The 25,356-nt window shown below is 69.8% G+C and carries 22 protein-coding genes; 11 read left to right on the top strand and 11 right to left on the bottom strand.

All coding sequences use genetic code 11. The annotated features are described in order from the left end of the window. The first annotated feature begins 349 nt into the window (after positions 1 to 349). A complete protein-coding gene (locus tag AB0877_RS04395; RefSeq protein ID WP_233578732.1) occupies positions 350 to 565 on the top strand; it encodes a GntR family transcriptional regulator in 216 nt (71 codons plus the stop codon). Between the two features lie 274 nt (positions 566 to 839). On the opposite strand, the gene AB0877_RS04390 is transcribed toward AB0877_RS04395, so the two are convergent. Further along, entirely contained in the window at positions 840 to 1,721 is an 882-nt protein-coding gene (locus AB0877_RS04390; RefSeq protein WP_366606566.1) for a hypothetical protein, read from the bottom strand. A gap of 266 nt (positions 1,722 to 1,987) precedes the next feature. Between AB0877_RS04390 and AB0877_RS04385 the strand changes: the two genes are divergently transcribed. Continuing rightward, positions 1,988 to 2,572 carry an AAA family ATPase gene (locus AB0877_RS04385; protein ID WP_366606564.1) on the top strand — a complete coding sequence of 195 codons (585 nt, stop codon included), beginning with the start codon at positions 1,988 to 1,990 and terminating at the stop codon, positions 2,570 to 2,572. A gap of 220 nt (positions 2,573 to 2,792) precedes the next feature. On the opposite strand, the gene AB0877_RS04380 is transcribed toward AB0877_RS04385, so the two are convergent. After that, positions 2,793 to 3,632 (bottom strand): alpha/beta hydrolase, encoded by an 840-nt coding sequence (locus tag AB0877_RS04380; protein ID WP_366606562.1) that lies wholly within the window; start codon positions 3,630 to 3,632, stop codon positions 2,793 to 2,795. Between the two features lie 198 nt (positions 3,633 to 3,830). Here AB0877_RS04380 and argJ point away from each other — a divergent pair, with 198 nt between their 5' ends. Next, the gene (gene argJ / locus AB0877_RS04375) at positions 3,831 to 4,991 is read left to right on the top strand and encodes a bifunctional glutamate N-acetyltransferase/amino-acid acetyltransferase ArgJ (RefSeq protein ID WP_366606561.1); all 1,161 of its coding nucleotides are present in this window, start codon (positions 3,831 to 3,833) and stop codon (positions 4,989 to 4,991) included. 65 nt (positions 4,992 to 5,056) lie between these two features. Here argJ and AB0877_RS04370 read toward each other — a convergent pair whose 3' ends face one another. From AB0877_RS04370 to argH, 4 genes are read right to left on the bottom strand one after another with little or no spacing between them, the layout of a single operon-like run. Continuing rightward, the gene (locus AB0877_RS04370; RefSeq protein WP_366606559.1) at positions 5,057 to 5,902 is read right to left on the bottom strand and encodes a DMT family transporter; all 846 of its coding nucleotides are present in this window, start codon (positions 5,900 to 5,902) and stop codon (positions 5,057 to 5,059) included. A 28-nt stretch (positions 5,903 to 5,930) separates the two neighbouring features. Beyond that, positions 5,931 to 6,875 (bottom strand): methionyl-tRNA formyltransferase, encoded by a 945-nt coding sequence (locus tag AB0877_RS04365; protein WP_366606557.1) that lies wholly within the window; start codon positions 6,873 to 6,875, stop codon positions 5,931 to 5,933. Between the two features lie 22 nt (positions 6,876 to 6,897). After that, entirely contained in the window at positions 6,898 to 8,079 is a 1,182-nt protein-coding gene (locus tag AB0877_RS04360; protein ID WP_366606556.1) for an argininosuccinate synthase, read from the bottom strand. Next, positions 8,076 to 9,629: an argininosuccinate lyase gene (gene argH / locus AB0877_RS04355; protein WP_366606554.1), complete on the bottom strand. Its 1,554-nt coding sequence runs from the start codon at positions 9,627 to 9,629 to the stop codon at positions 8,076 to 8,078. Before argH ends, AB0877_RS04360 begins: the two co-directional genes overlap by 4 nt. A gap of 873 nt (positions 9,630 to 10,502) precedes the next feature. Here argH and AB0877_RS04350 point away from each other — a divergent pair. From AB0877_RS04350 to AB0877_RS04335, 4 genes are all read left to right on the top strand, one after another. Next, positions 10,503 to 11,279 carry an enoyl-CoA hydratase/isomerase family protein gene (locus AB0877_RS04350; RefSeq protein WP_366606552.1) on the top strand — a complete coding sequence of 259 codons (777 nt, stop codon included), beginning with the start codon at positions 10,503 to 10,505 and terminating at the stop codon, positions 11,277 to 11,279. 34 nt (positions 11,280 to 11,313) lie between these two features. After that, positions 11,314 to 12,741: an asparagine synthase-related protein gene (locus AB0877_RS04345; protein ID WP_366606550.1), complete on the top strand. Its 1,428-nt coding sequence runs from the start codon at positions 11,314 to 11,316 to the stop codon at positions 12,739 to 12,741. Positions 12,742 to 12,807: 66 nt separating this feature from the next. Further along, entirely contained in the window at positions 12,808 to 13,620 is an 813-nt protein-coding gene (locus tag AB0877_RS04340) for a TauD/TfdA family dioxygenase (RefSeq protein WP_366606548.1), read from the top strand. Next, complete coding sequence (locus AB0877_RS04335; protein WP_366606546.1) at positions 13,610 to 15,052, top strand: class I adenylate-forming enzyme family protein; 1,443 nt, start codon at positions 13,610 to 13,612, stop codon at positions 15,050 to 15,052. Before AB0877_RS04340 ends, AB0877_RS04335 begins: the two co-directional genes overlap by 11 nt. A 13-nt stretch (positions 15,053 to 15,065) precedes the next feature. Here AB0877_RS04335 and AB0877_RS04330 read toward each other — a convergent pair whose 3' ends face one another. Further along, complete coding sequence (locus AB0877_RS04330; protein ID WP_366606544.1) at positions 15,066 to 15,662, bottom strand: helix-turn-helix domain-containing protein; 597 nt, start codon at positions 15,660 to 15,662, stop codon at positions 15,066 to 15,068. Between the two features lie 76 nt (positions 15,663 to 15,738). Between AB0877_RS04330 and AB0877_RS04325 the strand changes: the two genes are divergently transcribed. The 3 genes from AB0877_RS04325 (at position 15,739) to AB0877_RS04315 (ending at position 20,980) form a co-directional block, all read left to right on the top strand. Further along, a complete protein-coding gene (locus tag AB0877_RS04325) occupies positions 15,739 to 17,313 on the top strand; it encodes a bifunctional NAD(P)/FAD-dependent oxidoreductase/class I SAM-dependent methyltransferase (RefSeq protein WP_366606543.1) in 1,575 nt (524 codons plus the stop codon). A 267-nt stretch (positions 17,314 to 17,580) separates the two neighbouring features. Further along, complete coding sequence (locus AB0877_RS04320) at positions 17,581 to 19,302, top strand: hypothetical protein (protein WP_366606541.1); 1,722 nt, start codon at positions 17,581 to 17,583, stop codon at positions 19,300 to 19,302. 283 nt (positions 19,303 to 19,585) lie between these two features. After that, positions 19,586 to 20,980, top strand: a complete 1,395-nt coding sequence (locus AB0877_RS04315) for an FAD-dependent oxidoreductase (RefSeq protein WP_366606539.1) — start codon at positions 19,586 to 19,588, stop codon at positions 20,978 to 20,980. A gap of 34 nt (positions 20,981 to 21,014) precedes the next feature. Here the strand turns inward: AB0877_RS04315 and AB0877_RS04310 are convergent, their stop codons facing one another. Genes AB0877_RS04310 through AB0877_RS04300 form a run of 3 tightly spaced genes read right to left on the bottom strand, consistent with a single transcriptional unit; the run spans position 21,015 to position 23,641 of the window. After that, entirely contained in the window at positions 21,015 to 21,782 is a 768-nt protein-coding gene (locus tag AB0877_RS04310; RefSeq protein ID WP_366606537.1) for a nucleotidyltransferase domain-containing protein, read from the bottom strand. 36 nt (positions 21,783 to 21,818) lie between these two features. Beyond that, a complete protein-coding gene (locus tag AB0877_RS04305; protein WP_366606535.1) occupies positions 21,819 to 23,159 on the bottom strand; it encodes a hypothetical protein in 1,341 nt (446 codons plus the stop codon). Between the two features lie 5 nt (positions 23,160 to 23,164). Next, a complete protein-coding gene (locus tag AB0877_RS04300; RefSeq protein WP_366606533.1) occupies positions 23,165 to 23,641 on the bottom strand; it encodes a hypothetical protein in 477 nt (158 codons plus the stop codon). A 103-nt stretch (positions 23,642 to 23,744) separates the two neighbouring features. Between AB0877_RS04300 and AB0877_RS04295 the strand changes: the two genes are divergently transcribed. Beyond that, on the top strand, positions 23,745 to 24,590 hold the full coding sequence (locus AB0877_RS04295) for a copper resistance protein CopC (RefSeq protein WP_366606532.1): 846 nt from the start codon (positions 23,745 to 23,747) through the stop codon (positions 24,588 to 24,590). Between the two features lie 36 nt (positions 24,591 to 24,626). Here AB0877_RS04295 and AB0877_RS04290 read toward each other — a convergent pair whose 3' ends face one another. Beyond that, positions 24,627 to 25,145: a hypothetical protein gene (locus tag AB0877_RS04290; protein WP_366606530.1), complete on the bottom strand. Its 519-nt coding sequence runs from the start codon at positions 25,143 to 25,145 to the stop codon at positions 24,627 to 24,629. Between the last annotated feature and the right edge of the window lie 211 nt (positions 25,146 to 25,356).

The raw sequence follows: 25,356 nt of genomic DNA, 5'->3' as shown, positions 1-25,356 counted from the left end.
GTCGCCAGTGTCGCCAGGACCAGACCGGCCGGTGACGGCGAGCGAGAGTCAGCGCCACTGCCAGCACGTACTCGTCGTACGAGACTCGATTCACGGGCTCGCCTTTGCCCGCTCGCGCCAAGGCTTGCCCTACCCATGTCGATGGGAGCATTGCCTTCTCCTTGCGCCGGAGCGATCTGGAGGCGTGGATGCCCGAACGCGGGGGACGCGCCGAACATCCACGCCAGTGAGGACGGCCCACAGCGCCAACCGAGGGAATCGACCTCCTCGGCAACCTCCCATAGGTACCGTTGGGTAGGCAAGGGCTGACGTAGGTGGTCTACTCGTGTTGCCAACCGAGGAGAGCCACGTGCCGCCGCGTTACCGCTACGAGCAGATTGCCGACGACCTCGCCGAACGCATCGCGTCAGGCGAGTTCCAGCCCGGCTCCAAGCTGCCCAGCCGGCGAGAGTTGATCGAGCACTACGGGGTCACCGAGCCGGTGATCGACCGTGCCATGCAGGTACTACGGATCAAGGGGATGACCGAAACGCTTCCGGGCGTTGGCGTCTTCGTCGCCGAATAGATCCCTTCGCAGAGCCGGCCGCCGCGCCCGCGACATCTCGCTGACAACTCCGTGCGGCGCGTCCGCACACGTCCGGGAAGGGCTGCAGGCTCGGAGGTTAGTCCGTACCAGCGCGCCTCAGGGGCGCTGCCGTCCGGCGCGGTTGCTGTCCAGCGTTGCTGTCGACAACCGTTCCGCCAGCGCCCCAGATAGGCCCCGCTTCAGGCAGCGGACGTGAACTATCGGTCGCTTCCATCTGGTGGCCGGGCCGCCTCGCAGTCAGCGCCGCTGGGAATCAGCCGCGATTACTGTGTAGCCCAGCGGCTGCGTGGAGCGAACCATCCAAGGTCGGGAAACCACGCGATGCATCGCCCGAGCGGGTAGGCCCACACCCACAGGTGCGTGATCTTCTCGGTAGCTGCGGGGGCTCCGTCGGCAGCTCGCTGTAGCCCTCGTCCAGTGCATGCCAGGCGGGCCATGGCGTGCTGAACGAGAAGCCTATGAAGGCGTGTCGCTCGTCGGATCCCGTGATCGCCAGCTTGCGCCGGACATCGAGCCGTCGCTCATCGCGCACGAACGAGGCAAGGTAGTCGCCAAAAAAGGCCCAGTCCAACTTCGCCGGACCACCGATCCCCTCGGCGGCGATGTGGATCACTGGCGTCTCTGCTGCCCGGGTCCCCCTCGACGCCAGCCGTACCACCCCCGCCTCAGCAAGCAGGCGAACATCGGCGTTACGGTGTTGCTCAAGGCGTTGGTCGAACACGGCGATCTCGAACGTGTCGCCGCTTGCATCGAGCTTCTCGAGAATCGGCGGTAATGCTCGTTCTAACCTGCCGACTCGGGCCGTTGCTGCCAGGGTGACCCACCAGACCCTTCCCAGGGTTGGGGCGGTCATTTGGAACTGACGCTTGAGCACTTCACTGCCGAGAGCGGCGTAGGCCTCGGCTAGGTCCTGAGTAATCTCACCGTACGCGGTTCGACCATCCCGATACTCGATCCGGAGATCCGGCATACCGTCGGCACTGCCATCATCTTGAAGCACCACGTACTCACCCGTGAGCCGGGCTACTACTCGAGCGGCGGCACCCTCGAAGTCGCCTTCATAGCTCGACCAGTCTCGGAGGCGCTTCCGCTCAGACCGAAGGTCATCGGGGTATCCAGGGATGTACTGGCGCACAGACGCACCTTACTTCGAGGACGCTGAAGGACGGGCTGCTGCCAAGCGGACCTTGCTACGTGCAACCGCCGACCTACGCATCACGAGTCTCGCGGCCTGCTCGCCAGCGTGGTCCTAGTCCTCGTCCACCTGGGTCTGGGTCCGTCGCCGGTCGTCAACTTGGCTGGTCCGTTGGCTGATCGCCTACCACACACGGTTTAGGGAAGCAGGTGCTCGTGGCGGGCGGGAATGGCGTCTACCAGTAAATGCCTATCAAAGAGGACGACGTGAGCAGCCAGTACATCGTCATCACCGGGGGACCCGGCGCCGGAAAGACCACGCTGATCGACAGCTTGCGGCGCGCCGGCTACGCCTGCGTCGACGAAGCAGGACGACAGATTATCCAGGACCAGCTGTCGATCGGCGGTCAGGCCCTGCATACCACCGACTCACGGCTGTTCGCCGAGATCATGCTCAGCTGGGAGATCCGCTCCTACCGCCAAGCCAGCCAGCATCCCGGACCCGTCTTCTTCGACCGAGGAATCCCGGACCTGGTCGGCTACTACCTCCTACTCGGCCAGCCCGTTCCCGCGCACGTGACAGCCGCAGCGCAGTTGTTCCGATACCACCAGCGTGTGTTCACCGCCCCGCCCTGGCCGCAGATCTACACCACCGACAGCGAACGACACCAAGATTTTTCCAAAGCGGCACGTACCCACGACGCCATGGTCACCGCCTACACCCAACACGGCTACCAGCTCAGCAACCTGCCGCGCAGCGATGTCGCCTCCCGCGTCGAGTTCGTCCGGCAACAGACAGCAGCCATCGATCATGGATCTCCCGGCTCACCTGGCCCAAGCTGCCCCGAGTAACGAGCCGTCCCTTCGTTTTTCCGAATGGAGCCTCCACATACCCCACCGTCCTGACTGCCTGCTGCCGGCCCGCCCACCGGGGACCGGGTAACCGCTTGGTCCGCCTCGTCAAGACGGACGGCGACGCGCACCACGTACTCCCGGCCATCTCGGAGTCGTTGCGCCCCCACCGAGCGGAGGCACTGCAACCGCCATCCACCGGCGAGGCGGGCTCAGGCAATCAAGCGGTCAGGACCCTGGTGAAGAACGCCAGGGTGTCGCCGATCAGCGGCTCCAGCGGCACCCCGCCGAAGCAGTGGTCGGCCCCCTGCACCACCGACAACTCGACCTCGGTTCCCGCCTCGGTCAGTGCTGCGGCAAGCTCTCTGCTCTGCCCCACCGGTACGACCAGGTCCTGGTCGCCGTGGATCAGCAGCATCGGTGGGGCCTGGTCGGTGACGTAGGTGATCGGGCTTGCCGCCCGGCCCAGCTCCGGGTTGTCCGGCAACGGAGCGCCGATCAGAAGTGACTCGGGCGAGTCGGCCGCGTCGTGGTCGATCGTCCCGGACGGGTGTGCCTGCGACTGGATGGTCAACAGGTTCGACGGCGCGTACCAGCAGACCGCTGCCCGAACGCGGGTGTCGTCCTGGTCGTCCCCCGTCAGCGCGACCATCGAGGCCAGATGCCCACCGGCCGACTCGCCCCACACCCCGATCCGCTCGCCGTCCACGCCCACCTCGTCGCCGTGCCGGCGCAACCAACGCACCGCCGCCTTGACGTCGTCGAGTTGGGCGGGAAACTGTGTCTCCCCGCTGAGCCGGTACTGCGCGGAGGCGACAGCGAACCCGGCCCGGATGGCGGCGGTGAACGGGTCCACCGTCATCAGCCAGTCCGGTGGCTGCTTGGGCGAGCCGAACTGCCACGCGCCGCCGTGGATCCACACCAGGACCGGGGCCGGTCGGGGTGCCGTCACCGGCACGACGAGGTCCAACGTCAGCGGGCGGAAGCCCGGCACTTCGTGCACGACGATGTCGCGGTGCTCAATCCGATCGTTCCAGCGCGGGGGTTCCGAATCGGTCATCGCGTCATCGTCGCACCGACAGTCCGGACGTGCCGACCAGCCGACCATCCCCGGACCGGAACCACCAGCGTCGGTACGCTCCGCGCCGGCCCCCGCCGAGCTTACGGCGACCCCGACGGACAGACAGCCCATTGATACGGTGGGTTACGAGGGGTGTCTGTTGCGTTCGGGGGCCAGGACCGGGCCGAGAAGAGAAGGATGGAGCAGCACATGATCGTTCCGCAGGGGTTCCGCGCGGTGGTCGCGAACGCCGGGCTCAAGGACGACGAGGACGACTTCACCGCCCTGGTCTCCGAGGTGCCGGCGGTCAGCGCCGCGGTGTTCACCCGCTCCCGGTTCGCCGGCCCCAGCGTCCTGCTCAGCCGTTCGGCGGCGTCGACATCCACCGCCCGCGGCGTCGTGGTGCTCTCCCGCAACGCGAACGTGGCCACCGGCAAGGAAGGGCTGGAGAACGCCCGCGAGGTGCGGTCCACTGTGGCGCGCGCCGTCGGTCTCGCTGACGACGAGCTGCTCATCGCGTCGACCGGGGTGATCGGCAAGCAGTATCCGATGCCGAGGGTCCGACAGCGCCTGGCCGAGCTTCGGTGGCCCTTTCCGCCCGCCGATTTCGACCGGGTCGCGCGGGCGATCATGACCACCGACACCACGCCCAAGGTGGTGCGGGCCAGCTGCGGAGCGGCCAGCATCGTCGGCGTCGCGAAGGGCGTCGGCATGATCGAGCCGAACATGGCGACCCTGCTGACGTTCTTCTGCACAGACGCCCGCATCGAGCCGGCCGACCTGGACCGGGTGTTCCGGTCGGTCATCGCTCGCACGTTCAACGCCGTCAGCATCGACACCGACACCTCCACCAGCGACACCGCGGCCGTCTTCGCCAACGGCCTGGCCGGGCCGGTCGCGCTGGACGAGTTCGAGCAGGCGTTGTATTCCGTCGCACTGGACCTGGTGCGGATGGTCGCCCGCGACGGTGAGGGTGCCAGCAAGCTCATCGAGGTCCGGGTCAGCGGTGCCCGCGACGGCGACCAGGCCAAGCGGGTGGGCAAGGCCATCGTCAACTCGCCGCTGGTCAAGACAGCCGTGCACGGCGCGGACCCGAACTGGGGCCGGGTGGCCATGGCGGTCGGCAAGTGCGAGGACGACGAGGACATCGACCAGCAACGGGTACGGATCGGTTTCGGCGGCATCGAGGTCTATCCGGCGCAGGCCACGGAGGAGACCCTGGTGCGGCTGCGACGTCACCTCGAAGGCGACGACGTCGTGATCGAGGTCGACCTGGGGATCGGCGCCGGCGCCTTCACCGTGTACGGGTGCGACCTCACTGACGGATACATCCGGATCAACGCCGACTACACCACCTGAGCGGCGATGCGTCCGGACGGTACCCACGAGGTACCGCCCGGACGCTCATGGCCGAGCCGCGCGGGTCAGCGGGACGCCAACAGGAACACCCCGACCAGCGCCAGGACGACACCTGCCCACTGCACCCGGGTGGCGCGTTCACGCAATACGACCCGCGCCAGCAGGAGCGTGCTGACCGGGTAGAGCGATGCCAGCAGGCCCACCACGGACAGGTAGCCCTCCCGGACCGCCAGCAGATACAGCACGCTCGACAGCATGTCCAGGCCACCGGAGAGCAGGGCCAGCAGCACCGTTTTGCGGGGAGCTCTGATCGGCCAACGACCGATCGGCCAGGCGAGCACGAGGAATGTCAACGAGGCGCATCTGGCGGCCACCAGCGGCCACAGCCCGGACCCGTCCCCGGTACGGGACAGCAGCACGAAGAACAGGCCGAAGCCGGCACCGGCCGCCAACGCCCCGGCCACGGTCCGCAGGTGCGACTGTCGACCCGGCCGGTCGCCGCCCGAGGTGACCGAGACGCAGGGGATGGCGATCAGTCCGCAGGCCAGTCCGGCCGCCCCGATCACCGACACGGTGTCGCCACCGGCCAGGCCGACGAGGACGGGCAGGATCGCGGCCATGGCGGCGGTGGTCGGAGCGACAACGCTCATCACTCCGTGGGCGAGGGCGTGATAGAGCAGCATGGCGCCGACACTGCCGGCCAACCCGGCCAGTGCTCCCCAGCCGGCGTCGGCGGCCCGGAGGTTTCCGCCGCCAACGGTCCCGACGAACACCACGGCGGTCGCCAGCCCTGCCATGTTCGACCAGAGCACGACGGTCACCGCCGCGGCGCGCTTGGTGGCGAAGCCGCCGACGAAGTCGGCGGCTCCGAGGACCGTTGCCGACGCCAGCGACATCAGAATGCTGAACATGTTCCGCCTTGGGTTGTCGGTGGTCGGATCAGTGGGATGTCAGATAGCCCCCCATGGACGTGAAGTAGGCGCGCGCCGGAAGCTGCGTGCCATCGTCCGTGCGCACCTGGAGGATCCTCAACCCCTGCTCCCGTCCGGTGTGGGCATCCGGTCCGCACACCACGACCACGCCGTCTCCGTCCGGGCAGAAGATCCGCCCCGGCGTCCCGCCGTAGCGCTTGGACGACACGGCCGCCGCCGTCACCCGCAGCCGGACACCGTTGTGGTAGGCGAAAGCGTTCGGGTAGGGATCGCTCTGCGCCCGGATCAGATTGGCCAACCGGTCGGCCGGCCACGTCCAGTGGATGCGGCTGTCCTCCACCGATCGCTTGTGGAAGAACGTCGCCTGGGCCGGGTCCTGGCTGATCCACTGCCCGGTGCCGCTCTCGATGAGGTCCAGCGCCGACAGGGTGATCTCCGGGAAGATCTCGACGGTGCGCTCGAACAGGTTCGTCACAGTGTCCGTGTCGCTGACCTCGACCCGGCGCTGCAACACGATCTCGCCGAGGTCGAAATCATCGTTCATGAAGTGCACGGTGACCCCGACCTCGCGTTCACCGTTGATCATCGCCCAGTTGAGGGGGGCGAAGCCGCCGTAACGAGGCAGCAGGGCGTCGTGGACGTTGATCGCCCCGTGCCGCGCCAGGCCGTACACGGCCGGCGCCAGCCAGGTCCGCCAGTCCGACGACACGATGATGTCCGGGGCCAGCTCCCGCAGCCGTGCGGCGACCTCGTCGTCATTGGCGTACTGACGGACCAGGATCGGCAGGTCGTGCTTCTCGGCCAGGTCGACCACCGAGTCGTTCCAGATGGTCTCGTACTCGTGCCCGCTGTCGGGATGGGTGATGACCTGGACCACCTCATGGCGGGAGTCCATCAGCGCCTGCAGCACTCGATGCCCCCACGTCTGGTAGCCCATGAACACTACTCGCACGGGTGTCGCTCCTCTCTGCTTCTCAGGCCCGGTGACCGGCGGTCAGCGGCAGTGACCACACGTAGGCGAAGCCGGCACCCGCCTGGTGATCGAACTGGTCGCCGGCTTCGTAGGTGGCCATCGCCCGGCTGTAGCGGGAGTGCGGCGAGGACCGACTGACCACCGTGCAGTTGCCCTTGAACAGGTCCACGGCGATCTCGCCGGTCACCGCCGGCTGAAGGGTCGCCACGAATCCGTCGAGTGCCCGACGCAGATCGCTGAACCAGTAGCCGTAGTAGACGAGTTCGGCGTATCGCAGGGCGATGGACTGCTTGTGGTGCAGTGTTTCGCGGTCCAGCACCAGCGACTCCAACTCCGCGTGCGCGGCCATCAGCACGGTTGCCGCCGGCGCCTCGTAGATGCCCCGGGTCTTGAACCCGACGATCCGGCTCTCGGTGATGTCGATCCGACCGATGCCGTGCGGCGCCGCGAGCGCGTTGAGGCGGCCGACCAGTGTGCCCAGACCCAGCGACTCACCGTCGAGGCTCACCGGAACACCACCGGTGAAGCCGATCCGTACCCGGGTCGGCTCGTCCGGGGCCTGGCGAGGATCACCGGTCAGCTGCCACGCGTCGGCCGGTGGCGGCTGGGCGACGTCGTCGAGCTCACCACACTCGATACTGGTCCCCCAGACGTTCGTGTCGATGCTGTAGGGCTTCTCCTTGCCGACCGACACCGGGATGCCGTGCTCGTCGGCGTAGGCCAGCTCGTCCTCGCGGGTCTTCAACTCCCAGTCGATCACCGGTGCCAGCACCTTCAGCGACGGGTCGAGCGCCGCCACACTGGTGAAGAAGCGGACCTGGTCGTTGCCCTTACCCGTGGCGCCGTGCGCCACCGCGTCCGCGCCCACGGCGTGCGCGATCTCGACCATCCGCTGTGCGATCAGGGGTCGGGACAGCGGCGCGGCCAGCAGGTACTTGTTCTCGTACCGGGCGTGTGCCTGCAGGGCGGGCAACGCGAAGTCGGTCAGGAACCGATCGGTCAGTGGCTCCGCCCGCACCTCGGACGCGCCGGTCCGCAGGGCCCGCTCGCGCACGTCCGGTACGGATTCGAGCTGCCCGATGTCGGCGCAGAAGGCGATCACCTCGGCGTCGTACCGGTCGCGCAGCCAGTGCAGCGCCACCGAGGTGTCCAGGCCACCGGAGTAGGCGAGAACGATCTTCATGACTGCTCCTGTTCGGGGTGGTCGTGCGCGAGTTCGTCGAGGACAGCGGCGAGTGTCTTGTCGATCGGGGCGCCGCCCGCCACGTCGTCGGCGCCGCGCAGCGTGCCGGCGCGGGCCGCGGCCAGGCCGTCGCGACGGGTACGGCTCCAGCTACGGTGTGCGGTGGAACTGGTGCGCAGCTCCGCTGCGACGTCCATCACGCTGGCGGTGGAGGTGCCACCACCACTGGTGTAGCCGTTCATCGCGTTCACTGGCGCCAGCAGCTCACGGAGCACGTCCACGGCGACCGGATGGCCCTCGTCGGCCAGCATCGACGACACCAGCTCGAGGTCGCGCAGCGTCGCCTGCCGGCTGATCAGCTGACCGACCACCTTGCCGACGATGTGATGCGACTGGCGGAACGACACCCCGGCCGCCGACACGAGATAGTTGGCCAGCTCGGTGGCGGTCGAGAAGTTGTCCCAGCACAGCTCCTCGCCGCGCTGCGGGTCGAAGCGGAGCGTGCGGGTCTGGCTCTCGACCACGCGCAGGGTGGACAGGTACGAGTCGATGCTCTGCCACAGGAACGGCTTGTCCTCCTGCAGGTCGCAGCTGTACCCGAGAGTGACACCCTTGACCGCTGTCAGCAGTTGCATCAGCACTCCGGTGGCCCGGCCGGACCGTCCGCGTACCAGCTCGGCGACCACCGGGTTCTTCTTCTGCGGCATGATGGAACTGCCCGTGGTGAAGGCGTCCCCCACCTCGCAGAGCCGGTACTCGTGACCGCTCCACATGACGATCTCCTCCGCCATGCGGGACAGGTTGTTGCTGCCGAGGGCGAAGGCCGCAGCGGCTTCGATCATGTGGTCGCGGGCGCTGGTGGCGTCCAGGGCGTGGCTGAGCACCCGGTCGAAGCCCAGGAGCTGTGCGGTCGCGTCGCGGTCGAGCGGAAACGAGGTGCCGGCGAGCGCGCAGGCCCCGAGCGGTGACTCGTTGACCCGACCGAAGGCGTCCCGCAGACGTCGTACGTCACGCAGCAGCGCGCTGGCGTGTGCCGTCCGCCAGAAGGCGACGCTGATCGGCTGGGCGGCCTGGCTGTGGGTGTACCCCGGCAGCACCGTGCGGAAATCCTGATCGGTGAGCTGCGTCAGCCGGTCGATCAGGTCGAGGTTGGCGTCGATCGCCTCGAGGAGGACGTCGCGGAGGTACATCCGGGCATCGGTGGACACCTGATCGTTGCGGGACCGGGCCGTGTGCATCCGGCCACCGACGTCCAGCCCCAGCTCCTCGATGACCATCTGCTCGACGTTGAGGTGGACGTCCTCGTACTCGGCGCGCAGCGTGAGCGTGCCGTCTCGATGGTGCTGGTCCAGCTTGACCAACGTCGCGACGATGGATCGCGCCGCGTCCTGCGGGACAATGCCCTGACGAGCCAGCAGCAGCACGTGCGCGATGTTCTGCCACAGGTCGTGTGGGATCAGCCGGACGTCGATGTCAACGGTGAGCGTGTAGTCGAGTACCTCGGGTGTGATGTCTTCCTCGAAGCGACCGCCCCAGAGCTTCTGGGTCATCGGACACGCCTTTCCGGGCCCGTCGGGACCTCATGTCGCAACGCCATGGCTCTTGTTCCGCGCAGGCGTCATCCATTCTGCGGCCAATTGAGCGCAGAATTGTCTAACAATTGTTTTCTATTGAGGCGGCGCAGTCGGCTCACCGGCGAATTCGGATCGGTGCAGTGATTACCGAAGGTCGACGACGAGGGCGGTCGGGAAATGCCCCTCACGTCGGGAGGAGGTCGCGTCGCATGCTCGTGGCTTTACGGCGGCGACCGCCTATTTCCGTTTGTCACAACGCCGACATCTGGCGGGCCAACCCTCCGTGCAGTCGACCAACACCCCGGGGCCGAGTGGGGACCGGCGCAGGCAATGGCGCCGACGAAAGCAGCGCTTCCGTCGAACTGAGCACTCTTTGTCCGATTTCAAACACCCCGTGTGTCGTTCTCATCCCTGACCTGCTGATATGACCATGCCTCAGCCCGCACTTACCGCCCACGTGCGACCACACTATGTCACGTGACGTTGCGGCGGGTGCCCCTTCTCGCCATCTGGGAGCGATTCTCGATGCGCTGGCGGACAGCACCCCGACGGTCAGTTGAAATTGACCGAAACATACGCCGATCGGTGGCGAGGCCGGCTTTGAACGGACAACTAGGCTTCCAATTGCGGCTATTGACATTGAGCACGATGATGCCCAAAATGAGGGTTATCTGAGCAAGGTCGGCGCGTCAATGGCCCACCATTGCCAACAGCCGCGCTCCTGTCGTACCGTGCCTGACGATCCCGCCGCTCTTCGCCGTACGCCGGCGTGTCCTGCGCTGCCCGGCCGGTCGTGCGGCAACCGATACCACCGGGAGCGACACCAACCAGTCGGAAGAGCGGAAGCGAATGTCAGCGGAATTGAGCACGCAGACCTATTTCAGCCTCGACGTCTCCGAGGGCGTGGCCGTGGTCGAGTTCTCCGAGGGGCACCGGCACAACATGTGGTCGATGCCCCGGATGCGGGCGCTGACCGAGACGGTTCGCGAGCTCGACGCCCCGGACGTCCGTGCGGTCGTGCTGTTCAGCGGCGTCGACAGGTCCTTCGGCGTGGGAGGCGACTTCCACGAGACGTCGACGTTCCGAGGCGGTGACGAGGTTGACGAGTGGATCGATCAGATCACCGACCTGTACGTCGCCTGTCTACAGCTCAACCGCCCACTGGTGGTGGCGATCGACGGCTTCGCGATCGGTATCGGCCTGCAGATCGCGCTCACCGCGGACTACCGGGTGGGCAGCGACCGGTGCGTGCTGAAGATGCCGGAGTTCCAGGTGGGCATCGCCTGCACCTTCGGTGGATACATGCTTGAGCGGTCCGTGGGCCGCAGCGTCATGCAGCAGATGCTGATGTCCAGCGAGGACTGGTCGGCCGAGCGGAGCCTGCGGGACGGGTTGCTCCACGACGTGGTCCCGGTGGATCGGCTGCTGTCCGCCGCCGTGCAGCGGGCCCGGTCCTTCGCGGCCTACCCGACGGCCGGTTTCCGGAGCACGAAGCCGTACCTCAACAGGGAATTCGTCGACGGGCTCGAACAGCTTCGAGTCATCGGCAAGCAGGCGCACCGCGCGGCATTCGCCGCCGGTGAGGCGCAGCGCAACATGCGACAGGTCATCGGCAGCAGTCGATGACGTCGCCGACCATCGACGCGGAAGGAACACCATCATGGCGGCCAGCAGGTGGGCGGCGGTCGGAAACTGCGATCTGGCCCCTCTGGAACGGATAAGACCCGCTGTCCACGTCGGTGACCTGCGAGTTCACACCAGCGGTGTGGCGGGTGACAGCCCCCGCACCACACCGTGGGAGATCGATGTGCGGACGATGGCGGTCCGGTCCGCGAACGGCGGCACCACACCCGCCACGGCCGAGGCCGACAGGGCGGGGATCCTCGTCGACGAGGACCGGGTCGTCGTGCGGACCACCGCACTGAACGAGGATGCCATCTATGTGGCGTTCAACCGGTCTCAGGGCAAGCTCGTCTACTTCACCGACCTGTTCCTGGCCCCGCTGATCCTGCCCGCGCTCGGCCTGCCCGTCGAGGTCCGCCCGGAGGGACCTCAGCCGCGCAGCGACGAGACCGCACTGCTGCACGTCAACCGGGTGCCGTTCGGCGCGGTGCAGGAGGGCAGGCGGCTGCGCGACGGATGGACCGTACGCACCACCCTGGCCGACGATCCCCTGCGGCATCTGCGTCGTCCCGGGCGTACCGACGCGCTGCAGGCCGGAGAGGATCAGGTCGGTGCCCTGCAGGAGCAGATCCGGTCGGTAGCCCGAGACCGACCGCGCGACCGGTTCGCGACCCTCCTGTCCGGCGGCATCGACTCCGGCACGGTCACCCTGCTGGCAGCCTCGGAAAGGCTCGCCTTGACGCCGTACAGCGCCGGCACTCCCTGGGGTGACGAGTTCGACGACGCCGCGGAGCTGGGCGATCACCTGGGTCTTTCCGTGCGCCGGGTCGAGCTGTCCGAAGAACGCATCCTGGCCGCTGTCCCGCAGGCCATCCGAGGGCTGGGTGTCACGGAGCCCGAGGTGGTGGAGGTCGCGCTGACCGCGACGGCGCTCTACGACGGGACCGAGATCCCGCGCGACGAGGTGCTACTGACCGGATATGGGAGCGACCTCATCAACGCCGGCCTCTACCGTCCGTTCAGCACGCCGGAGGAGCTGATCGATCAGACGATCACGGCCATCCACCAGACCCGGTTCACCAACGAGTTGTCCAGCCGGCTGCCGTTGGCGTACGGCCGGGAAGTCCACCACCCGTTCTGGGCGTGGCCGGTGATCGAGATCGCCCTGGACACGGCGCCGGACTGCAAGGTGCGCGACGGGAGGGAGAAGTTCCACCTTCGCCAGGCCATGAGCCGACGGGTGCCGCACGACATCGCCTGGCGTCGCAAGATCGCCGTTCATCACGGCGGCGGTCTGCAGCGGGGAGTCGTGAAGCGACTCGAGACGGATGCACCCGGCGTCGACCGGGCCGCGATCTACCTTGCCTGTTTCCGCGAACTGGTGAACCTGGCGCGGGACGGCTCGATCGACGACTGGGACCCCCTCCAGGTGTACGAGCGCGGCATCGCCGACGCCCGGCGCTGACCACCCCGAAGCCCGCTCACCACGGCCGCGTCAACCCATCCCAACGCCACACCTCAGGAGATGACCTTGAGCCTCACCCCGTCAGGTCTCGGGCAGGTACTCGACCCCGCCCCCACGGACAATCTGGCGAGCGCCTGCCGCAGTGCCGCGACCCGGACCGGCGCGGCCCTCGTACGAGGGCTCGATCTCGACGAACCAGCCTTTCAACGCCTGGTGCATGAGCTCGGCGACACCGTCGAGCACAAGTTCGGCGAGGGCCGCGCCGACCTGCTCAAGTTGAACGCCTCGGCGGACGAGGGGAAAGTGGTCACCGGGCGCGGCCCACTCCCGCTGCACACCGACGGCATCCTGGTGGGAGAGCAGACGGATCTGATCGTCCTCTACGCCAGCGAGTTCCGCGACGAGCCGGGATCCGGCGAGACGACGGTCTGTGACCAGTTGGCGGCATGGGCCGAGATGCCGGACGACCTGCGGCAGACGATCGAGACCGTGGGGCTGGAGTATCTGGTCGAGGACCGGGGTTACTTCCCGACGGTCCCTGACGACTGGTACGAGATCCCCACCGTCCGCGACTACGGCCGGGTCCGGTCGCTGAACCTGACGTTGCCGTTCCCCGCCGGCACCAACCATGGCTGGCAGGTACGGGTCAAAGGCGGCGACCAGACCACCACCGACACCTTCTTCACCCAGCTCGGTGACTTCCTGCACCGCCCCCGATTCCTCTACCAGCACCGCTGGCAGGTGGGCGACCTCCTCGTGATCGACAACCAGCGCACCCTGCACGGGCGCACCGCGATCGGTGCCGACGGGGTGCGGCTGCTTCTGCGCGGGCAGGTCACTCTGCACACGGCACGCCGGGATGATCTGCATGCTGCATGAGGCGTTCCAGGACGTGGTTCGGGCCCACCCGGACGGGGTGGCCGTGCAGGCAGTCGACGGCGAGGAGTTCACGTACGCCCAGCTGAGCGACCTCGTCGACCGGGCGTCCGTCGGCCTGCTCGGCGTCGGGGTGCAACCCGGTCACCACGTCGCCACCCGTCTGCGCAACGGCCCCGCGTACGTCGCGACCATTCTCGCCCTGGCTCGGCTCGGCGCGGTGCACCTGCCGATCAGTGTGCAGTCGGACCGGGACCGGCTCCGCTGGTCGCTGGCCCAGGTCCCGGTCCGAATCCTGATCCACGAGCAGCATGACGACCTGCCCGAGACCCCGGTCGACACCCGCACCGTGGACACCCTCCTCGCCGAGCCCGCGCCCGCCCCGCGCACCGTCGAGGCGCTGCCGATCGAGGTTCGGGCCGGCGTCTTCCGGTTGCTGGAGACCACCGGATCCACCGGGGTCCCCAAGCTCGTCGCCTGGCGTCAGGAGGACCTCCTGGCCGACCGGCGGCAGTGGCTGTCCTATCTCAAGGTGACCGCCGAGGACGTCTTCCTGACCATGCATCCGCTGGATGTGGCCCATGGTGTCGACGTACACATGTTTCCGGCACTCCTGGCCGGCGCCCGGCTCGTGTTCTCCGACCCTGCCGCGCCGCCGGACCGGCTGCTGAGCGCTCTCGCCGAGTCGGGCACGACGATCTTCAGCGCTCTGCCACGCCACTATCAGCTGCTGGCCGACAGCAGCTCGACAACTCTGCCGTCGCTGCGGCTCCCGCTCTGCGGCGGGGCCTATCTCAGCCCGGAGGTGATCACGCAGGCACGCCGACGCCTCGGGATCCGGATCCGTCGCATCTACGGGTCCACCGAGTTCGGCATCGTCCTGGGCAACATGGACGACATCGCGCAGGAGTCGCGCGGCATGTATCCGCTGCCGGCGGTCGAGGTGGCGCTGGAGCCGCTCTCGGCGCAGACGCCGACGCTCGGTGAGATCCTGGCCCGGTCGCCGCACACCAGCATCGGATACGAGGGCAACCCGGTCGAGACGGCACGTGCCTTCCGGGGCGGCTGGTACCGGACCGGCGACGTGGGCGAGCAGACGACATCCGGCGAGTACCGCGTCCTGGGCCGGGTCGCCGACGTCCTGGCCACCACGTCCGGACGACCGATCTTCGCACCTCAGCTCGAAGGCGCGCTGGAAGCCGACGCGGCGGTGCGTGAGGCGGCGGTCGTGCCGTCGTCGGCGGCGGATGACGGGGCGGCTCCGCTGGTGGTGGTGACGCCGGCGGACGGAGCCCCGGCGTCGGATGTGGCCGCCGCGGTACGCCGCCTCCTGGGCGAGCACGGTGTGGCCGACCGGGTACGGGTGGTCGACGAGCTTCCGCACACCCCGGTCGGAAAGCTCGACAAACCGACCATCCTGCGACGGTGGGGCTGAGGCTCGGGCTCGACTACTGCTGCTTGTCGGGTGTGGCTGGGCGGGCGCGGACGTGCAACCGCTCCCCCTGAGGGCCGAAGAGACTGAGGGCTTCGGCGGTGCCGGGGCCGGGGTTGAAGAAGAGGTGCGGGACGCGGGTGTCGAACTCGGCCACCTCCCCCGGGGTCAGCGTCAGATCACGATCGCCGAGCAGTAGGCGGAGCCGGCCGGAGAGCACGTAGAGCCACTCGTACCCCTCGTGGACCTGCGGAATTCGGCCCCCGGCGGACGGGTCGGGCGGGAAGATCTGCTTGAACGCCTGGACGCCGCCCGGTCGGCGGGTCAGCGGCAGGTGCGTCACGCCGTGGATGACGATCGGTTTCGGGCGTACCCGGGGGTCGCCGGTGGCGGGGGCGTCGACCAGTTCGTCCAGCGCCACCTGGTAGGCCCGCGCCAGTGGGAGCAGCAACTCCAGGGTGGGGCGACGGCTGCCGGACTCCAGCCGGGACAGGGTGCTCACCGAGATGCCGGTCAGGTCGGCGAGCTGGGTCAGCGTGGTCCCCCGCTGGTGACGCAGGGCACGTAGCCGGGGGCCGACGGCCGCCAGCGCGGCGTTGTCCTCGTTTGCCATAACGGCAAGGATAGTTGCCACTTTGCCGACTGCGACGGATGGTGGGCGCAGCCGACGAAGCAAGAGGGAGATACCGGTGAACGAGACATACGACGTGGTGGTGGTGGGTGGCGGCGCGGCGGGGCTCAGCGGAGCCCTGGCGCTGAGCCGGGCCCGCCGGTCGGTACTGGTGATCGACTCCGGCGAGCCACGCAACGCGCCGGCCGACCGGGTGCACAACTACCTGGGCCGGGAGGGGACGCCGCCGGGCGAGCTGCTCGCCGTCGGGCGGGCCGAGGTCGCCGGGTACGGCGGGCAGTTCCGCACCGCACGGGTGCAGGCCGCGACCCGGGACGACGACGGGTTCCGGCTGAGCCTGGACGGCGGGGACTCGGTACGGGCCCGCCGGCTGCTGGTGACCACCGGTCTGACCGACGAACTGCCCGACGTGCCCGGCCTCGCCCAGCGATGGGGTCGCGACGTGCTGCACTGCCCGTACTGCCACGGCTGGGAGGTTCGGGACCGCCGGATCGGCGTCCTGGCGACCAGCCCGCTCAGCGTGCACCAGGCCGAGATGTGGCGACAGTGGAGCCCCAGCGTGCTGCTCCTGCTGCACGACGCACCGGCGCCGGACGCGGAGACCGCCGAGCGGCTCGCCGCCCGCAGCATCGCGGTGGTGCCCGGCCCGGTCGCCGCCGTGGAGGTCACCGACGACACGCTGACCGGTGTACGGCTCGCCGACGGCCGGGTGGTGGCGCTCGACGCGATCGTGGTGGCGACGCGACTCACCCCCCGCGCCGACGTGCTGGTGGGGTTGGGTCTGGCCCCGGAGGAGGTGACGATGGGTGAGCACGTCATCGGCGCCCAGATCCCGACCGACGCCACCGGCGCGACCACCGTCCCCGGCGTCTGGGTGGCGGGCAACGTATCCGACATCCGTGGTCAGGTGATCACGTCCGCCGGGGCCGGCCTGACCGCGGCGGCGGCGATCAACGCCGACCTCATCGCCGAGGAGACCCGAGACGCGGTGGCCGCGTACCGGCAGTTGGTGGCCACGACGTTCGAGGAACCGGCGTGGGAGGAGCGCTACCAGTCCCGCCCCTCGGTCTGGAGTGGCCGGCCGAACCCGCAACTGGTCGCCGAGGTCACCGACCTGGCCCCGGGGCGCGCGCTGGACGTGGGCAGCGGCGAGGGCGCCGACGCGGTGTGGTTGGCCGAGCGCGGCTGGCGGGTGACGGCGGTGGACATCTCCAGCACGGCACTGGAGCGGGCCGCCGCGCACGCCGAGACCGCGGGCGTGGGCGACCGGATCGAGTTCACCCACGCCGACCTGCGGGACAAGCCGCCCAGCGAGGAGGCATACGACCTGGTGTCCGCGCAGTTCATGCACCTGCCACCGGAGCAGCGGCGGGAGTTGTTCGGCCGGCTGGCCGCCGCGGTGGCACCCGGCGGCGTCCTGCTGATCGTCGGGCACCACCCGTCGGATCTGTGGGGGTCGGCGCACCGGATGCACATGCCGGACATGATGTACACCGCGCAGGACGTGGCCGCCGACCTGGAACCGGCCCGCTGGGAGGTGCTGGCGGCCGAGGAGCGCTCCCGTCTCGCCACCAACCAGAACGGTGAGGACATCAACCTCCACGACGCGGTCCTGGTCGCCCGCCGACGCTGACCCCGGGCGCGCGTCGCCGTGCGGTCACCACGTCGACCTGCGTCGATCATGGATTGCTGCTGGGTGACAAAGGTGGTGGAGCACCACCTTTCCGGCAGCACGAGTCCATGGTCGGCGCGGGAACGGGGCAACGCGGGACGGCAACGTGAGAGGTGGTGGGGCAGGACTTCGCATGTGGTCCGGTCAGCGGTAGCGTTGCGCCACACTGACGGCCCGTGGGGCAGGCGACCGCCGACCCTGACGCCCCGATCGTACGGAGGATGGTGCATGTCCATCGGCGCTGAGCCGCACGCAGCACGCGACGATGCGGCCTCCCGGCCGAGCTTCGAGCTTGCCCTTCGCGGCTACGACAAACGCCAGGTGGATCGGCACCTGGAGCAGCTCGACAGTCAGATCGCGATGTTGAGCCGCGAGCATGGACAGTCCGCCGTCCGCGTCCGTGAGTTGACCGCCGAGGTGCAGCGGCTGCGTGCCGAACTGGCCGAGCTTCAGGAGCAGCCCGTGCAGGTGGACCGCGCTTCGTTCCACGATCTGGGCCCGATGGTCGGCGAGATCATGGCGCTCGCCGAGAAGCAGGCTGGCATCATCACCGAGTCGGCCACCGACCGGGCCAACGAGCTGCGCGGCGAGGCCGAGCGGATCCTCGCCGACACCCGTGAGCGGTCCGCGCAGGCACGTCAGGACCTGGCCGAGGAGCTGGCCGCCCGACGGGCCGAGCAGGAGCAGGCGCACGAGGAGCGGCGCACCCTGGCCGAGGCCGAGTTGACGGCGATCCGCGAGCACGCCGAGCAGTTGCGGGCCGACGGTGAGGCCGCGCACGAGCGCGCACAGCACGAGGCCAAGCGGATCACCGAGCAGAGCGCACAGCAGCTCAACCAGACCCGGGTGGCCGCCGACGCGCTGATGAAGTCGGCCCGTACCCAGATCCAGCAGGAACTCCAGTCGACCCGCTCCAAGCACCAGCAGGAGATGGCCCAGTGGCAGGCCAGCGTGGAGCGAGAGGTCAACGAGCGGCGTACCGCCGCCGAGCAGGACATCGCCGACCAGCAGGCCGCCGCTGAGCAGGAGCTCGCCGGGCAGCGCAGCGCGACCGAGCAGCAGATCGCCGCGCTGCTCGCCGAGGCGCAGCAGCACGTGACCGAGCTGCGCAACCGCGCCGACGAGCAGGCCGCCAGCCATCAGCAGCAGCTCGCCGCTCTGCAGAAGGAGCTTGAGGAGCGCCGGCAGGAGGCCGCCGACCTGAACGCGGAGCTGGACACCGGCCGCCAGCAACTCGCCGAGATCCGCGAGGAGGGCGAGACGCTGGAGGACGAGCTGTCGCGGACGCAGCAGCGACTCAGTGAGGTCCGCCGGGACCTGACCGCCGAGAGTGCGCGGTTGGACGAGGCCCGCCGGGCCGGGGACTCCGCCGAGCGGCACGCCAAGGAGGTCCGCGCCCGGGTGCAGCGGGAGGCGAAGCGGGTGGCCGACCTCGCCGCCGCCGCCGTCATGGCCGCGGCAGCCGGCGGTACGGAGACCGCCGAGTACCCGATGGTGGGTTCCCGCTCCGGCGCCGACCGACCCGCCCCGGAGCGGGTCGGCGTCGAGCGGCTCACCGTCGACCGCGTCGACCGGTACTCCGCGGACCGAACCACAGTGGACAATGCGGACACCGATCGCGCCCCGGTCAACGCCACACCTGCCGATCAGGGCTCGGCCGAGAACAGCTACGCCGACCTGACCCCGGTGGTACAGGCCGGTGGCGACCAGGCCCCGGCCGAGCACGCGAACGGCGATCGGGCACCGGTGGAGCAGGCAGACGACGCGCATGCTGGCGCTCCGGCAGTCGCGGAGGAGTCGACGACGTCCGAAGGTACGGCGGCCCGGGAGGTCAGCGCCGACGACGCCGAGCGGACTTTCCCTCGGCACATCGGCACCGACGCACCGACGCCCGTGCCATTCCTGGCCTTCGGGCAGCCGGTCAGCGAGAACGGCGCCGTCCGGCACTGATCTCAGCCGCGGTCGCACCCGGGCCCGGAGCGAATCCGCACGGGCCCGGGCCGAGCGTCCGGTCGGTCGACGACGATGACTGACCAGCAGTGATCAGGTGATGGAAAGTAGGTCTCCGAACCTCCTACGACCTACTTTTCATCACCTGATCAAGAACGGGTGACGGCTCGGGCGAATTCTGCGCGGAACCGGGTCACCTCACAGGTCGGAGCTGGCAGGCTGGGCTGGCCGCCGCGCACCAGCGGTGGCCGCCGGCCCGGCCGGTGACCGAGAGGAGCGCCCGGTGGCCCATCAACCGGAGGAGTTCGACCTGCTCGTCGTCGGTGGCGGCAAGGCCGGCAAGACGTTGAGCATGGACGTGGCCCGATCCGGTCAGCGGGTCGCCATGGTCGAGCGCGCGATGATCGGCGGCAGCTGCATCAACGTCGCTTGTATCCCGACGAAGGCGCTGGTGACCAGCGCGCGGGCCGCCCGCCAACTGCGGGACGCGTCGGCGCTCGGCCTGACGGTGGAGGGTGGCCGGGTCGACATCGACCTGTTGCGCGCGCACAAGCAGGACGTGGTGGAGGGGATGGTCGCCGCCAACCGGCAGCAGTTCCTCGACTCCGGTCTGCACCTGGTGATCGGTGAGGCCCGGTTCGTCGGCCCGCGAACCGTGCGGGTGGCGCTCGCCGACGGCGGTGAGCGACTGCTGCGCGGCAGCGATGTGGTGATCAACACGGGCACCCGCCCCCATCTGCCGTCGGTGCCCGGGATGGCCGAGGCCGGGGTGCTCACCAGCGACGAGTTGCTGCGCCTGGACCGGCTGCCGGCCCGGCTGGTGGTGCTCGGCGGCGGCACCGTCGGGGTGGAGTTCGCGCAGATGTTCGCGTTGTTCGGCAGCGCGGTGACCCTGGTCGAGGGTGGTCCACGGCTGCTCACCCGCGAGGACCCCGACGTCAGCGACGCGGTGATGCGCCTCTTCCTCGATGATGGCATCGACGTACGGGTGGGTGTGGCGGTCGCGCGGGTCGACCGGGAGGCCGACGGCTCGCTCCGGGTGACTCTGGACGACGGCAGCGTGGTGATCGGGGACGACGTGCTGGTGGCGGCCGGGCGGGAACCGGTCACCGACGGGCTCGGTCTGGACGTGGCCGGCGTACGGCTCAGCGAGCGGGGCTTCGTGGAGGTCGACGAGCACCTGCGTACCAGCGCCGAGCGCACCTGGGCGGCCGGGGACGTCGCCGGGAGCCCGCAGTTCACCCACGTCTCGTTGGACGACTACCGGATCATCCGGGCGAACCTCGCGGGAGGCCGGCGCAGCACCGCCGACCGGCTGATCCCGTACACCGTCTTCACCACCCCGGAGCTGGCGCGGGTGGGGCTGACCGAAACCGAGGCGCGCCGCGCCGGGTACGACATCCAGGTCGCCCACCTGCCGGTCGCCGCCATCCCCCGGGCCCGCACCCTGCGCCAGACCCAGGGCATGTGGAAGGCGGTCATCGACACCAGCAACGATCGGATCCTCGGTGCGTCGTTGCTCGGCGCCGAGGCCGGTGAGGTGATCACCTCGGTGCAGCTGGCCATGCTCGCCGGGATGCCGTGGACCGCACTGCGGGACGCGGTCATCACCCACCCGACCATGACCGAGGGTCTCAACCTGCTCTTCGCCTCACTGGTGTCCAGCCCGGTCCGCTGAGCGCCGCGGGGCCCGACCGGCCACCGCGCGACGGCTACCCGGCGATCTCGTCGCGTACCCGTTGTTGGAAGGCGCGGGCCTGCGCCCCGGTGGGTGGGAGCCCGCCGTGGCGTGCGACGACCGCCCGACGGATCACCTCGGCCCGGTCGCCGGCGTCGATCAGCCGCTGGCCGGCGGCCACCTTCGCCAACCAGACGCCGTCGCGGTGACGTACCAGTGACCGGCAGGCGCCGAGTACGGCGTCCTCGGTGCCGGGCGCGGGTTGGTCGGCCGGCGGGGTGGGCAGGGCGAGCCACCAGGACAGCGCCTCGATGAGCAGCCGGCGCAGGTCGGCCGGGGCGAGGTCGGCGAAGGCCTCCCCCGCCGGTGGTCCGAGCAGTGAGAGTCCACTCTGGTGCAGGATGCTGCGGTCGAGTCCGTACCAGAATCGGCCGTCGGTGACCGGGCGGTCGGCGGGGTCGAGGGTGCGGCGGAACGGCATGGCGGAGCCGGTGTTCAGTTCGACCTCGAAGCCGGGGTCGGGGGTGCCGGAGGCGGCCACCGCCCGGTCGTAGACGACCAACTCCAGCCCGCGTGCGGGACAGGGCAGCGCGTCGTGCCGCAGCCGGGCGACCAACGTCCGCTTGGCGGTGTCGGTGAGCGGCCCGGCGCTGAGCAGCGCCACGTCCACGTCGCTGCGGCCGGGCTGGTACGCCCCGAGCCCCACCGAGCCGGCCGCGTACGCGCCGATCAGGTCGGCGCCGAGCACGTCCCGGGCGGTGCTGACGAGGTCGTCGAGGTAGCGCTGAAGATCGGAGTCCACGGGCCATCATGACCCACGGGTCGGAGCCCGGTCGGGCTACCCCGCGTAGAGCAGCAGCAGACCGGCGACGGTGTAGGCGACCATCAGCGCCAGCAGGGGTAGTTGGCCGGCCACCGCCCGCGCCCGGGGGAACAGGTACAGGGCGCGGTCGTGGGCGAGCAGCGTACCGAGCAGGTGCCCGAGGATGATGACGGTGATCTGGACGCTCGCCACCCCGGAGGGCGTGATCAACGCGGTCCGGGGCTCCCAGCCGGCGGTGCCGAGCCAGTTGGCGCCGGTGCCCAGGGGGTCGGAGAGCAACACGACGGTGCGCTGACCCTCCAGGATCAGCAGCGAGTAGTAGTGCGCCACCACGTACCCCACCGCGATCGGCACGATGGAGTGCGCGATCTCGCCCGGCACCTGACGGGCATCGGTCGCGCCGAAGCGACCGATGCGCGCCGCGGCGCCGGTCGCGGCGAGGTACGCCACCGCGACGGCGGCGATGACGAGGCTCAGGCCGGCGCTGCCGGTGACCGCCGGGTGCAGGCCGTTCTCCTGGCTGAAGCGCAACCAGCCCGGCGCGTTGGAGAGGCTGTCGTACATGGTCGAGCCGAGCAGCACGATCACCACGGCGACCAGCCCGGGGCGGGGTCGCAGTCCGGCGATCCCGTCGAGCGGGTTACGCCAGACCAGCACGCCGTCGGCGGCCCGGCCGAGCGGGGCGAGGTGACCGATCAGGGTGCTGTACGCCTCGAACGGGTCGGCGTGGTCGAACCAGCCGGCACCGAACAGCACGGCACCGGCCAGCAGGACCACCGCGTACCCGGTCAGCCAGGCGGTGATGACCGGCAGGGTGGCCCGGTCGGGGGCGACCAGTTCCAGCCAGACGAACCCGAACAGGGTGGCGGCTGCCGGCCACCAACCGACGCTGTCGGGCAGCTCACGGAGGCCACGGTTCGGGTCGCGCCGCGCCGCCAGCGCCGCCAGCAGGTGCACGGTGCGCAGCGGGTTGACCGCCCGCCAGATCGGGCCGAGCAGCAGCGACAGCGGGGCCAGCCCGACCCAGAGCAGCACGTAGAGCACGCCGGCGGTCGGGTTGTCGGCGGTGTCCGGCCCGCCCAGCAGGCCGAGGCAGAACCAGGCGGCGGCCAGCAGGCCGAACCCGCGCAGCGCCCACCGGAACCGGGGCGCGTCGACGAGTCGGGTGAGCCAGCGTGGCACCGGGCGACCGCCGGTGGCGTCCCGGTCGAGCCGGGGTTCGCGCCAGAGCAGGCCCAACGCCACGAACGTGACGACGAGGGTCAGCGCGGCGGCGGCGACGAGCTGCGGCAGGGTGATCGGCAGATCCTGGCGGCCACCGACGCCGTGTGCCAGCAGTGTGGGGGCGGCCGTCATGTCGTTCAGCGGACGACGAGCTGGAAGAGCACCAACTCGGACTCGTGCGTCTCCACCTCGAACAGCCCGGTCTTGTCGGCGCGGAACTCCACCGAGCCGGGCGTGCCGGCCGGCAGCCGGGCGCCCAGGTCGTAGCCGTGCACGTGCAGCTCGTCGGCCACGTCGGAGGTGACGGTGATCCGGACCGACTGCCCCTTACTGACGGTGACCCGTCCGGTCGGCGGGTCGACCCGCTTCTTCGCGATCGTGACGGTGATCTGCTGGTCCACCGCCGCGGTGCTGGCGGAGGCGCTGGGCGAGGTGGCCGCCGTCGGGGTCGGCCCGGTGGAGGCGGCGCTCGATGGGGCGACGGACGTGGGTGCCACCGAGGGGGTCGCCACGGAGGGGTCGTCGTCCTGCCCGCAACCGGCGAGGAGCAGGGTGCCGAGGGTGGCGGCGGCGAGAGCGGCGGCGGTCCGGGCAGCGGGGGTACGGACGAACACGGGCGGACTCCGAACGACGCGAGGGGGACGGGTGTCGGGTTGATCGTCGGGGAGGAGAACTCTACGTCTTGTTCGGTGCCGGGGAAATGACCATGATGAACGAATGCGATCGAAGCTCGTCACTGTGCGTAGGGCCTTCAGCCGTGTCGCGGCGGCGCTGGCGGCGGCCCTGGTGGTGTCGCTGCTGCTGCCGGCCGCCCCGGCGTCCGCGCACGGTCAGCTGGCGACCTCCACGCCCCTGAAGGGCACCGTCGTCCGCGAGCCGCTGACCCAGTTGGCGTTGTACTTCACCGAGAAGCCGGCGTCCAACGCGCACTTCGCCATCAGCGGCCCGGACGGGTCGCGGGTGGACAACGGGTGGTCCTACGGTGAGCCGAAGCGACTGGACAAGCCGGTCACCGAGTACTTCATGGTCAACGGTGTGTTCGAGCCACGGCTCTACCACACCGGATTCCCGGCCATGGTCACCGTCGCGCACTGGCCGGCGAAGGGCCGCTACACCGCGAGCTACCTCTCGGTCGCTTCCGACGGTGAGGCGGTGCGGGGCGAGGTGACCTTCGACTACCAGGGCCGGGGCACGGCGGCACCGGCCGGCTGGTCGGCGCCGACCGCGGGTCCGGATCCGGCGCTGCTGGCCCAGGCCGAGGGCGAGGGCTCGACCAGCTCCGGGGCCACCGGCAGCCCGATCGCCCCTACCGGCGCTGCGACGGGTGACCCGGCCGGCGCTGGGCAGGAGCAACGCGGCGGCGGGTTCCCGGCCTGGTTGGTCCCGGCTCTGATCGTCGCCGTGGTCTCCGCGATCGTGCTGGTGGCGGCCCGCCGTCGACCTGTTACGACGGGAGCCACCACGCGAAGCGGCCGGCCGGCCGGCACGGCAGGCAAGGGCGGCAGGCCGGCCCGCAAGCCCGGCGTTCGATCCGGCGGCCCAGCCCGCCGTGGACGGCGGTAGGCCGGCGGCCCGGTCCGGCACACGCGGCAGTGGCTGTCAGGGCTGAGCCGTCTCCCAGTGCGCTGGGCGGCTGCCCGCCCCGCCCAACCACGTCGACAGCGGCCCCTGGCGCCGTCCCATGGATCGGCGCATGGCATTGACCAGGGTCAGTTGCGCCCGGGTCGGGGCCACCATCGCCTGCTCGAACTGATCCTGGGACAGCGGAGCGGTCGTCGTGTCCACTCCCGTGGCGACATCCAGGAGCCGCTGTACCGCGTGGCCGAAGGCGTCTATCTCGGCGGCGACGGCGCTCGGGGCGACGAGGCTGGCTGACATCAGTGCGGCGCTCCACATCCCCCAGTCGTAGTCCCACGCCGTGCGTCCCAGGTGAGCGCGCCGCAGGATCATCGAGAACGTGGCGTACTCCCGCAGGAGGTCCTGGTAGGCCACGAGTTGCCGGTCCCGTAGCCAGTGTCGGTCCTGCGCACTGCGGGTGAGCATCCCGCCGACGACAACGCCGACGGTCGCCGAGAGCGCGCCGCCAAGCGTCGTGACAGCGATTTCCAGCAACGCCATGACACCTCCGTGGTGACCGTCGACTCCGAGCATCGATGATCTCCGGCCTCGTCGTCAACGGAGAAGAAGGACGCGGTCCGCTTTGCCGACGGCTGACAGCGGGCCGTCGACGGCACCGCTGACTGGCCCGGCGGCAGGTCCGATCGGCCAGACATTCTTCGCGTACCATGGCGAGCTTTCGCATGGACATCGGTAACTTTTGATGCATTGA

The organism is Micromonospora sp. NPDC047644, from assembly GCF_040704315.1.
Classification (GTDB): domain Bacteria; phylum Actinomycetota; class Actinomycetes; order Mycobacteriales; family Micromonosporaceae; genus Micromonospora.
Note: the sequence above shows the minus strand (reverse complement) of the source record. Positions and strands in the feature narration are given on the sequence as shown.